The 12494-nt window shown below is 38.2% G+C and carries 6 protein-coding genes; all 6 read left to right on the top strand.

The genetic code is table 11. The features are described 5' to 3' along the window. Positions 1-243: 243 nt before the first annotated feature. The 6 genes from HWV01_RS11640 (at position 244) to pyrD (ending at position 12424) form a co-directional block, all read left to right on the top strand. Positions 244-555: a YebG family protein gene (locus HWV01_RS11640; protein WP_211671635.1), complete on the top strand. Its 312-nt coding sequence runs from the start codon at positions 244-246 to the stop codon at positions 553-555. Between the two features lie 205 nt (positions 556-760). After that, positions 761-1393 carry an RNA chaperone ProQ gene (proQ, locus tag HWV01_RS11635; protein WP_211671634.1) on the top strand — a complete coding sequence of 211 codons (633 nt, stop codon included), beginning with the start codon at positions 761-763 and terminating at the stop codon, positions 1391-1393. 113 nt (positions 1394-1506) lie between these two features. Then, positions 1507-3507 carry a carboxy terminal-processing peptidase gene (prc, locus tag HWV01_RS11630; RefSeq protein ID WP_211671633.1) on the top strand — a complete coding sequence of 667 codons (2001 nt, stop codon included), beginning with the start codon at positions 1507-1509 and terminating at the stop codon, positions 3505-3507. A 91-nt stretch (positions 3508-3598) separates the two neighbouring features. Next, positions 3599-6211, top strand: coding sequence for an aminopeptidase N (gene pepN, locus HWV01_RS11625; protein WP_211671632.1), 2613 nt, complete (start codon positions 3599-3601; stop codon positions 6209-6211). Positions 6212-6472: 261 nt separating this feature from the next. Then, positions 6473-11323, top strand: coding sequence for an NAD-glutamate dehydrogenase (locus HWV01_RS11620; RefSeq protein ID WP_211671631.1), 4851 nt, complete (start codon positions 6473-6475; stop codon positions 11321-11323). A gap of 90 nt (positions 11324-11413) precedes the next feature. Further along, on the top strand, positions 11414-12424 hold the full coding sequence (gene pyrD, locus HWV01_RS11615; RefSeq protein ID WP_211671629.1) for a quinone-dependent dihydroorotate dehydrogenase: 1011 nt from the start codon (positions 11414-11416) through the stop codon (positions 12422-12424). Positions 12425-12494: the final 70 nt, after the last annotated feature.

The following is a 12494-nucleotide window of genomic DNA, read 5'->3' as shown; positions in this document are numbered from 1 at the left end:
ACCCGCCAATAGTTAATTCACTATGCTTTTAAAGTTAGCACAATCATATTCCGTTCATTAATAGCATTATTTTATTGCAAATATCAACAGTATCACAAGTTTATCCTTCATGATTTTGATTATAATTTGACTAAATTAGTCTGCCTTAACTTGAATCGGGCATATTTTATGATCAGTGACTTGAATTAACAGGGAATACTAAATACACTGTCATAATATACAGTGTATTTAGGGAATTAGTTTATGGCCGTAATAGTAAAGTATGTAGTTGAGCGAAATGGTGTGGAAAAAATGGTATCTACAAGTAAAAAAGAAGCGGATGCATATGACAAGATGTTAGATGTGGCGGATGGTCTTACAGACTTTATCGGTACGTCATCACTTGGAATTGATGACCGTCTTACAGAAGAGTTAGCATTATACTTGGCACAAAATAGTGCTTCGCTACAGGTAATCTTGAAAGGTGGTAAATTAAACGCGACTGAAGAGAGTAAAGAAAAGGCACCAAAAGCTAAAAAATCGCCAAAAGTTGCGGAAGGAAAAGAAGCTGCTTAATCTTTCATACGCTTAATTATTGTTTGTCAAAGCATAAAAAATCACCGGAAGAGTTATTTTTTAACACCTTTTTGGGTTAAGTTGGCGGATTAAAGATAGCATTTAATTGCAATCGCTTTATAATAGCGATAAATTTTATACATGCGATATAGCAAGATTACAATTTTGTTATATCAGAACAATTAGAAGTAATTTAAGGTAATTCATGGAAAACATTGAAAAGCTAAAAAATAGCAAAGAAGTTATCGCTTATTTGGTAGAAATATTCCCAAAATGTTTCACTGCAAAGGGCGAAGCTAAACCGCTAAAAATTGGCATTTTTCAAGATCTAGCTGAGCGTCTAAAAGAAGATGATAAAGTTAGTAAAACATTATTACGTACGGCACTTCGTCAGTATACTGCAAGCTGGCGTTACCTTCACGGCGCTAAAAAAGATGCTGTACGAGTTGACTTAGATGGCAACGACGCAGGTGTTTTAGATGCAGAGCACATTGAGCATGCACAAAAAACACTTGAAGAAAGCAAAACTAAATTTTTCGCTGAACGTAATAAGAAAAATGCAGAACAAAAGGCAAAAGCTGAAAAGCAAAAACCTGCTGTTAAAAGAGCACCTAAAAAAGTAGCTAAAAAATCTGCACCTAAAGTAGATCAAAAGCCTACAGTTAAAGTTGAACGCCCTGTAAATGAGGCTGAACTTAAATCAGGTCAATCTGTCAAAGTTGTAATTGGTAAAGCACCGGTACAAGCAACTATCGTTGAAGTATCTAAAGATGGTGTTCAAGTTGAACTGCTATCTGGACTTTCTCTAAAAGTAAAAAAAGAGCACCTTTTTGTATAAAGCAATAAGAGTGTTCTGAATTTTTAATGGTCGAGTGTTAGCTAAATATATGAAATTTCGCTAATACTTGACTATTATGAGTTTAGCGTTACTTATTCTCAAAAGGATTTTTAATGAAAAAAGTTTTACAAAGAACTTTTATCAGTGCTTCGGTACTATTGGCCACGCATGCTTTTGCATTTGACCCTGCCATTTCTATTCAAGAACTCCCTACATTAAAGCAAGAAGCTCAGCATTCTGAAGCAAGTAAACGTCTTGTTAATCTCTTTACTCGTTCGCATTATAAATCGGTTGATTTTGATAGCGGTTTTGCTGTCGAAGTTTTTGATCGTTATTTAAAGCAACTTGATGCCTATCGCACCATTTTCTTGCAAAGTGATATCGATAGTTTTAATAAATACGCTCTGTCGTTTAAAAAAGATTTTCGTCAAGGTCGACTTGCACCTGCATATGATATTTATACTGTAGGTCTTCAACGTCGTTATGAACGTTTTGCATACGCATTAACGTTACTTGATACTGAAATCAAGTTTGATAGTGATGATGCGTATTATTTTGACACATCTAAATTAGACTGGGCAAAGTCGACTGATGAATTAAATGAGTTATGGCGCCAAAAAGTTAAATATGAAGCACTCAATTTAAAATTAACCGGTAAAGACTGGCCTGAGATTCAAAAATTACTGCGCAAACGTTACGATACTGCCATTAAGCGTTTAAAACAGACACAAAGTGAAGATGTGTTCCAAACATTGATGAACTCATACGCACGGAGCATCGAACCGCACACCTCTTATTTATCCCCACGTAATGCGGATCGTTTCAAAACTGAAATGAATCTTTCTTTAGAAGGTATCGGTGCAGTATTACAAACCGTTGATGACTACACCGTTATTCGTTCTTTGGTTTCTGGTGGCCCTGCTGCAGCAACTAAGCAACTCAAAGCAGAAGATAAAATTGTTGGTGTTGCGCAAGATGATAAGACGATCGTTGATATTGTTGGCTGGCGTCTTGATGATGTTGTCGACAAGATAAAAGGCCCTAAAGGCACAAAAGTCCGTCTCGAAATCATACGTGGCGAAGGTGCGAGTGCCAAGCATAAAATCGTGGAAATAATTCGCGATAAAGTACGTTTAGAAGACCGTGCTGCAAAATCGAACGTTATCGATGTTGAAGGCGAGAAGGTTGGCGTTATTGAAATACCAAGTTTCTATGACGGTTTAACTGAAAATGTACTGACTGAATTAACAAAGCTTAAAAAAGATAATGTGAGCTCTATTATTGTCGACTTACGCGATAATGGTGGCGGTGCATTAAAAGAAGCAAACTTACTTTCAGGTTTATTCTTCGATTCAGGCCCGACAGTACAGGTTCGTGATGCGAGAGATAAGGTGAATGTGCTCGAAGATCGTGATGGAAAAACGTACTATGATGGTCCGCTCGTTGTATTAGTTAACCGTTATAGTGCATCAGCGTCTGAGATCTTTGCTGCTGCATTACAAGATTATGGCCGTGCACTCATTGTTGGTGAGCAAACATTTGGTAAGGGCACTGTACAACAGCACAGGACCTTAGCACGTTTGTACGATCTATATGACAAACCAATCGGTAGTGTGCAATATACTATATCGAAATTCTACCGTATTAACGGTGGTAGCACTCAATTACGTGGTGTAATGCCTGACATTACCTTTCCATCGGCAGTGAAACCCGAAGACACTGGTGAGTCAATTGAAGATAATGCGCTGGCTTGGGACCATATCCGTAAAGCAAGCTATCAACAATCGTTAGTATTGCAGTCAAAAGTTAATAAGTTAACTGAAAGTCACAACAAGCGTGTTGCTGTTAATCCTGAGTTTAGTTATATCCAAAAAGATATTCTTAAATATAAACAGGAACTTGATAGTAAAACAATTTCTTTAAAAGAGTCTGTGCGTATTAAAGAACGAGAAGAGAGTGAAGCGATTCGTTTAACTCGTTTGAATGAACGCTTAGCACGAAAGGAATTACCTGCGGTTAAATCATATGATGATAAACCAGAGGATTTTGAGTTTGACGATACATTCTTATTAGAAGCAGCCAATATAGCGATTGATTTAAGTAAATCTAGCTAAACCACCCCTATTTTTACTCCAAGTGCAGCGGGATGCTGCACTTTTTTCCTTTATTTTTACGTCTCTATCCGTCGATAGATTAGGACTATAAATGACAGTTATGCCTAATGCTAAGCATTTAAAAGACTATACAGCTCCCAATTATTTCATAGACAATATCGATCTTGATTTTAATCTTGATGATAGCAACACTAAAATTGTTGCTATCAGTAAGGTTCGCCGTAGTGGTAGTCATAATGACCCGCTTATACTAGACGGTGTTGACCTCACATTATTATCAGTGTCTATCGATGGTCACCGTATTGATAACTACTTAGTTAAAGATAATCAGCTGATCATCTCTGATTTACCCTCTGAATGTGTATTAATCATTGAGACGGAAGTTAATCCACAGGAAAATACCAGTTTAGAAGGCTTGTATAAATCCGCTGACGCATTCTGTACGCAATGTGAATCTGAAGGCTTCCGAAAAATCACTTATTATCTTGATCGACCTGATGTACTGGCTGTGTTTAGTACTAAGATCACGGCTGACAAAGCGGCTTTCCCCTATTTATTGTCTAATGGTAACTGTGTTGATCGTGGTGAATTAGATAATGGTCGTCATTGGGTTCAATGGCGTGACCCTTATCCGAAACCGGCGTATTTATTTGCGCTGGTTGCGGGTGATTTTGATGTATTACGTGATAATTACATTACGACATCTGGTCGTGATGTGAAGTTAGAGTTGTTTGTAGATAAGGGTAACTTATCGCGAGGTCATCATGCGATTGAATCTCTGAAAAGTTCAATGAAATGGGATGAAGACCGCTTTGGCTTAGAATATGACCTTGATATTTATATGATTGTTGCTGTTGATTTCTTCAACATGGGGGCAATGGAAAATAAAGGGCTTAACGTATTCAACTCCAAATATGTATTAGCAGATGCGGCGAGTGCGACGGACGTTGATTATCTGGGTATCGAAGCTGTTATTGGTCATGAGTATTTTCACAACTGGACGGGTAATCGCATTACTTGTCGAGATTGGTTCCAGTTAAGTTTGAAAGAAGGCCTAACGGTATTTCGTGACCAAGAGTTTAGCTCTGATTTGGGCTCGCGTGCAGTTAACCGCATCCAAAACGTTAAAATTTTACGTTCTGCACAATTCCCTGAAGATGCAGGGCCAATGGCACATCCAATTCGTCCAGCGTCTGTGATTGAAATGAATAATTTCTACACTGCAACAGTCTATAATAAGGGCGCAGAAGTTATCCGCATGATCCACACGCTTCTTGGTGAACAGAATTTCCGTGCAGGTATGGATCTTTACTTTAAACGTCATGACGGTCAAGCCGTGACGTGCGATGACTTTGTTGCGTCCATGCAAGATGCATCTAGTGTAGATCTCACTTTATTTAAAAACTGGTATTCACAATCAGGTACCCCGCAAGTAACAGTGACAGATCATTACGATGCTGAAAACAATATTTATACGTTATCAATGCAACAGCATACGCCAAGCACTGCTGATCAAAAAGTAAAACAAGTACTTCATATTCCAGTTGATATTGAATTGCTTGACGCGCAGGGCGGCAAGATTGAATTAAGATTTGAGGGTAAGGGCGTTCACCATATTTTAAATCTTACTGAAAAGCAGCAAGATTTTGTGTTTGAAAATGTAATGTCTGCACCTGTACCAAGTTTATTTAGAGAGTTTTCAGCGCCAGTTAAGCTTAACTATGCTTATACCAATGAGCAACTTACAATGCTAATGGTACATGCGAGCAATGATTTTGCACGTTGGGATGCATCACAGTTATTGATTAATAAGCATGTAATTGAAAATGTAACCCGTATTCGTGATAAACAGAATCTTGTTTTGCCTGCTGTGTTTGGGCAAGCGTTCTGTGATTTAGTGAGTAATGAAGAGCTCGACCCAGCCTTAAAAGCTGAGATGTTGCAGTTCCCATCGACGAACAGTTTAATGGGCTTGTTTGACGAAGTCGATGTCGACGCCTTACTAACAGTGACTGCTTTTATTAAAGCTGAAATCGCTGCTAAAGTTGCAACAACTTGCGCCTCTATTTATGCTGACATGCCTAAACGTGCTTACGAAGTAGAGCATGCGCATATTGCTTTGCGCTCATTAAAAAATGTGTGCCTTGAATATATCGCATTAGCGGGCGTTACTCATGTTAATGAATTGGTATTAGCTCAATTTAAACAGTCAGATAATATGACCGATACCATGGGGGCGATAAGTGCTGCAAATAAAGCACAATTACCTTGCTTTAAAACCATGATGGCTGCATTTGAAACCACCTGGTCTCATGATGGTTTGGTGATGGATAAATGGTTTTCGCAAATCGGGGCTAGCCCAAGTGAAAATTGCCTCTCTGTCGTTAAAGACACGCTGAACCATGTTAGCTTCTCCTTAGCTAATCCAAATCGAACGCGTTCATTAGTGGGTAGTTTTTCTGCACATAACACCAGCGCTTTTCATGCGATTGATGGTAGTGGTTATGTTTTCTTAACAGATATTTTATGTCAGTTGAATAGCAGCAACCCGCAAATTGCATCTCGATTAATTACGCCGCTTATTGAATTTAAGAAATTTGATCAAACCCGCCAAGCGTTAATGAAAGCGCAACTGATCCGTTTAAGCAAGCTTGATGGTTTAGCTACTGATCTATTTGAAAAGATAGACCGTGCTCTAGCTTAACTCGACACCGCAGAAAACATTTAACATTAAGTTAAACGTTTGTTTTATGAAAGGTGGGTATTTTGACCAATTTTGGCGTCATATACCCACCTTGAGTAATTATTCAATGTTTTATTCTTAAAAACCTTCATTTATCTTTCTATCTTGTTGCCTCTGTAGCATTTTTATTACAAATATTAATGTTAGAATGCCCGCTAGAATTACCTCATAAGTTACTTTTTTAGCTAGACTTAATAAACCAAGATTTGAAGGATTGCTAGTATGTTGAATAAAACGCCTATTCCCGTGTTACTGGAAAACGTAATCAGCCTTGTAAAGACTAAAGTAGATGCAAAAAGCAATACATTAGTCGAGCAGTTTGTCACTGCATTATATGCTGGGATGAGGCAAGAAGATCTCTCTTCGCGTAGTGATAGTGATCTGTATTGTGCTGCAATTAGTCTGTGGAACAGATTGAATAGCAGTAACAATAGCGGCCCTGATATTTGTGTTTACAATCCAGAGATCAGCCTCAATGGTTGGCAATCAACACACACGATTGTTGAAATCATTGTCCCTGATTCATCTTTCCTGACCGAATCTGTAATGATGGCGTTATCTCGACTTGGCGTAATTTCACATTTGATGTTACATCAGCCAATTGCTTTGAAACGAGATGAGAACGGCCGTGTAAATAAAATTTTAACAAATCCTAAAAATGCGAAAAATTTCACCTCAGAAACAGTATTTTTAATTGAAATTGATCGTCAAACAGAAAGCAAAAAATTAGATGCGATTAGTGCAGAATTAAACTCTGTATTAAATGAAGTTGCTTTAGCTGTTGGTGACTGGTCTCCAATGCAAGATAAACTAACATCTGTAATCACAAGGTTATCTTCGAAACCTAAACAAAAAGGTATCGACTATTCTGATACCCTTAAATTCCTAAAGTGGTTGTGTGATCATAACTTCACTTTACTTGGCTATCGCCGCTACGATATTGAAGCAATAAAAGGTGATTACGTTATTACACCTGACTGTGATTCAAGCCTAGGCATCATGAAAAATTCGGTTAATAACAAAGGTTATGCCTTAGCAAATCTTTCAACAGACGCACGACGTGAAGTATTATCACAGAACACGCTTATCTTAACGAAGAGTGATGCGAAATCTCGTGTTCATAGACCTGCTAATATCGATTATATTGGCATTAAATTGTTTGATGAAAATAATAACGTCATTGGTGAAGAACGCTTTATTGGTTTGTATGCATCATCAATTTATAATAGCAGCGCAATTGATATTCCGCTTATCAGCGATAAAATTAAACGTGTACTTGTTGCATCTGGTTATAACCCGGTAAATCACTCATATAAAGCGCTATTAAACATTTTAGAAACGTATCCACGAGATGAACTTATTCAATCGAGTGAAGCAGATATCTTACATTGTGCGCTCGGTGTTTTACACATGCAAGATCGCGATCAAGTTAAGCTGTTTGTGCGTAAAGACTTATTCGGCCGTTATTATTCTTGCATGGTGTATGTCACAAAAGAACGCTACAACACGTTATTACGTGAAAAAACACAGCAAGTGTTAGCTGACTACTTAGGCAGTGATAAAGAAGTTGAATTCAATACTTATTTCTCTGAAGGTAACATGGCTAGAACGCAATATATTGTACACGTTGATCCAAATGATAAAGAATTGAAAGTTAACTTAGCTGAAATTGAGCAAAACTTATCTGAAGCTGCTAAATCATGGAATGATAAGCTTAAAACTGCGATTGTAAGTCACTATGGTGAAGAAAAAGGTCGTTATTTATCAGAAAGGTATATCCACGCTTTCCCACAGTCATACAAAGAATATGTGTTACCAAGCTCTGCAGTCGCAGACATTATTAAGTTAGAAGTTCTGTCGGCTGAGCACAAGCTTGAAATGATTTTCTATCGTGCGCAAGAAGAGCAGCATGACTCTAATCACGTACGTTTAAAACTATTCCATAAAGATCACCCAATTCATTTATCTGATGTTTTGCCTATGTTAGAAAATATGGGTTTGAAAGTACTTGGTGAGACACCATTTAAAGTAAAAACTGCTGACGGTGATGTGTACTGGGTGCTAGATTTCACCATGCTTTACACGGGCGATAATGTGCTTGATACAACAGAGCGCAGTGCAGACTTTATGTCTACTTTCCATCAGGTTTGGGAGCGTCGTTTAGAAAATGATGGCTTTAACAAATTGGTTCTTAAGACTAAGTTGTCGGGTCGTCAAATTTCGGTGCTAAGATCATACGCAAAATACATGCGTCAAATTGGCAATAACTTTAGCCAGGCATACATCGAGAATACGTTAGCCTCACTACCTGAACTAGCGAATAGTTTGTATTGTTATTTCCATCAAAAATTTGCAATGGACCAAGGGGCTATTGACAGCCTTGATATTATTGCAAACTTTGAAAGTAAGCTTGAAAAAGTAAATAATTTGGATGATGACCGTATCATTCGTCGCTTTATCGATTTAATTACAGCGACATCACGTACGAACTTCTATCAAATCGATCCAAAATCAACAGCGACTGATCAAAGTAAAGCCTATATTTCGTTTAAATTTGAATCGTCACTGATTCCTGACATGCCATTACCATTACCTAAATTTGAGGTGTTTGTTTATTCTCCACAAGTTGAAGGTGTCCATTTACGTGGTGGCAAAGTGGCCCGTGGCGGTCTGCGTTGGTCTGATAGACGTGAAGATTTCAGAACCGAAGTACTTGGTCTTGTAAAAGCACAGCAAGTTAAAAATACGGTAATTGTACCTGTGGGTGCAAAAGGTGGTTTTGTTTGTAAAGAAATCCAGCCAAGCCACAGCCGCGATGAAGTATTTAATATTGGTAAGCAATGTTACCGTACATTTATCCGTGGTTTGCTTGATATCACAGACAACATTGTAGAAGGCGAACTGGTTCATCCACAAAACGTACGCTTCTATGATGAAGATGATTCATACTTAGTTGTTGCTGCAGATAAAGGTACTGCAACTTTCTCTGATATCGCGAATGAAATCAGCGATGAATATAACTTCTGGCTTGGTGATGCGTTTGCATCGGGCGGCTCAGTGGGCTATGACCATAAGAAAATGGGTATTACAGCGAAAGGTGCTTGGGAATCTGTTAAGCGTCACTTCCGTGAAATGGGTATTAACTGCCAGGAAGAAGAGTTCACTTGTATTGCCGTCGGCGACATGGCTGGTGATGTATTTGGTAATGGTATGCTGTTATCTAAAAGCACCAAGTTAATCGCTGCATTTAACCACATGCATATCTTTATCGATCCAAATCCAGATTGCGCAACAAGTTATGCAGAACGTGACCGTTTATTCAATCTGCCTCGTTCTAGCTGGACTGATTATGATCGTTCGATCATGTCTAAAGGCAGTGGCATCTTCTTACGTTCAGCAAAAGCTATCACGCTAACACCTGAAATCAAAAAGATGCTTGGTACAAAGGTGTCACTAATGACACCAACTGATTTGATTAAAGCTATTCTAACATCACAAGCTGATTTGTTGTGGAATGGTGGTATCGGTACTTACGTTAAAGCAACGTCAGAAACGAATAACGATGTAGGTGACCGAGCTAATGACCACGTACGTATTAACGGTAATGAACTTAACGTTAAGATTGTTGGCGAGGGTGGTAATTTAGGTTGTACTCAGCTAGGTCGTATTGAATATGCGAAAAATGGCGGTCGTATTAATAGTGACTTCATTGACAATGTGGGTGGTGTAGATTGCTCAGATAATGAAGTGAACATTAAAATCTTGCTTAACAGCATTGTAAGTAATGGTGACTTAACACGTAAGCAGCGTAATGAGTTATTGTATTCGATGACAGATGAAGTATCTGAAATTGTATTGAACAACGCATACAAGCAAACCCTATCTGTATCGGTTACTCAAACACGTGCAGCAGAACAGTTAAAAGAACAAATTCGCTTTATGCAAATGCTTGAGCGCTCAGGTAAGTTAAACCGTCAACTTGAATTTTTACCAAGTGAAGAAGAGTTGGCTGAGCGTTTAGCTAGGAATGAAGGCCTAACGCGTCCAGAACTTTCAGTGCTACTTGCTTACGCTAAAATGCAATTGAAAGAACAGCTTAATTGTCCAGAAGTATACGAAGATGCATTTTTATCTGAACTACTTATTATGGCATTTCCACAGCTGCTACAAGACAGATACAAAGATCAGATGCAACTTCATCCCTTGAAAAATGAGATAATTGCAACGCAGCTTGCCAATGATATTATTAATGACATGGGAATGAACTTTGTTGGTCGTATGCAAGACGAAACGGGCTCTACTATTGTCGAAATTGCAAAATGTTTTGTTATCAGTAAACATGTTATCGGTATGGAAAACATGTGGGATGTTGTGACTGGACTCGATAATCAGCTTGATTCTGAAACTCAGCTAGATATGCTATTTGAAAGTCGTCGTTATATCCGTCGTGCCGTTTGTTGGTTAGTTCGTTACCGTGACCGTAACATGGGCATTGCAGAGACGATTAATTTCTACAAACCTATCTATGATGGTATGAAAGAAAATACAGAAGAAGTACTTGTTGATGCAGACAAAGAAAAACAAAATATACGTATCGAAGGCTTAGTTGAAAAATCTGTGCCGAGTGCAATTGCAAACGAAATTGTACATCAGAACACGTTATTCTCGGCGTTTGATATTGCTGATGTTTGTAAACAACACCAAGTACCAATGTCATTAGTGCAGCATATTTTCTTTGCGTTAGGTAACAAACTACAGTTACATGACTTTATGCATCAAATTAACTTGCAACCCGTTGCTAACCATTGGCAAGCGCTTGCAAGAGCTGCATTTCGCGAAGAGCTTGCGCTACAACAACGTAGCTTAACATCTGTGGTGTTATCTACTTGTTCATCAACAGGTAAATGCGATATAATCATAGACGAATGGTTATCTGAACATGAAGCGCTTGTTGTTCGTTGGCTGCAAATGTTGGCTGATTTTAATATGAGTTCTTCGCATGAGTTTGCTAAATTCTCCGTTGCGTTACGTGAATTGAATTTACTTCACTTAAGCTGCCGTAATGCGAGTTAATGGATAAATTAGTGTTTACGTATACACTCAATTAAAATGATTTAATTATGAAGCACTGTTGATACAGTGCTTTTTTATGAGGAATAGAAAATGTTATATCGTATTGCACGTGAATTTTTGTTTATGCAAGACCCAGAAGTAGTGCATGAAATGACAATTAAAGGGTTAAAATTAACTGGCTCTACTCCTTTAAGTTGCTTATATTCGCAGAAATTACCGAGCAAACCAGTCACTGTAATGGGGCTGAAGTTTGATAACCCTGTTGGTTTAGCGGCTGGTCTAGATAAAAATGGCGAGAGTATCGATGCTTTTGCCGCGATGGGTTTTGGTTTTATCGAAGTCGGCACAGTGACACCGCGTCCACAAGTAGGTAATGATAAACCGCGTATATTTCGAATTGTAGAATCGGAAGCGATCATTAACCGTATGGGCTTTAACAATGCAGGTGTTGACGCACTTGTTGAAAATGTAAAAAAAGCGAACTATAAAGGTATTTTAGGTATTAACATTGGTAAAAACAAAGATACGCCAATCGAAAAGGGGAATGAAGATTACCTGATTTGTATGGATAAGGTTTACCAATATGCGTCTTATATCACCATTAATATCTCATCACCAAATACGCCTGGATTACGTACACTTCAGTATGGTGAAGCGCTTGATGGTTTATTAAGTAGTCTTAAAGAGCGTCAGGCTGAATTAACTAAAATACACGAGAAATACGTACCGTTAGCGGTTAAAATTGCACCAGATTTAACCGATGAAGAGCTAGCGCAAGTTGCTGAGTCATTAGTCAAATATAAAATGGACGGTGTAATTTCGACTAATACAACGTTAGACAGAACATTAGTACATGATATGCCGCATGCTTGTGAAGCGGGTGGTTTAAGTGGTCGTCCTGTTCAGCATGCGAGTACTGAAATCGTACGTAAATTAGCAGTATTGCTTGATGGTCAACTACCTATCATAGGTGTAGGCGGTATTGATTCTGTTGTCGCAGCAAAAGAAAAATTCATTGCGGGTGCAGAATTGGTCCAGGTATATAGTGGATTTATCTATAAAGGCCCTAAATTAGTTAAAAATATTGTAAAAAGTTTGTAACTTTTAGCTTGGTTTTCGTCTATATTTCTGATATGGGTATTTACTTATGGATAGGGTGTAGTTAAACTAC

Source organism: Moritella sp. 5 (genome assembly GCF_018219455.1).
Taxonomy (GTDB): Bacteria; Pseudomonadota; Gammaproteobacteria; order Enterobacterales; family Moritellaceae; genus Moritella.
Note: the sequence above shows the minus strand (reverse complement) of the source record. Positions and strands in the feature narration are given on the sequence as shown.

Excerpts from the sequence above, each read along its gene's own strand:
- proQ (WP_211671634.1), top strand. The coding sequence starts at position 761 with ATGGAAAACATTGAAAAGCTAAAAAATAGCAAAGAAGTTATCGCTTAT.
- HWV01_RS11640 (WP_211671635.1), top strand. The coding sequence starts at position 244 with ATGGCCGTAATAGTAAAGTATGTAGTTGAGCGAAATGGTGTGGAAAAA.
- prc (WP_211671633.1), top strand. The coding sequence starts at position 1,507 with ATGAAAAAAGTTTTACAAAGAACTTTTATCAGTGCTTCGGTACTATTG.
- pepN (WP_211671632.1), top strand. The coding sequence starts at position 3,599 with ATGACAGTTATGCCTAATGCTAAGCATTTAAAAGACTATACAGCTCCC.
- pyrD (WP_211671629.1), top strand. The coding sequence starts at position 11,414 with ATGTTATATCGTATTGCACGTGAATTTTTGTTTATGCAAGACCCAGAA.
- HWV01_RS11620 (WP_211671631.1), top strand. The coding sequence starts at position 6,473 with ATGTTGAATAAAACGCCTATTCCCGTGTTACTGGAAAACGTAATCAGC.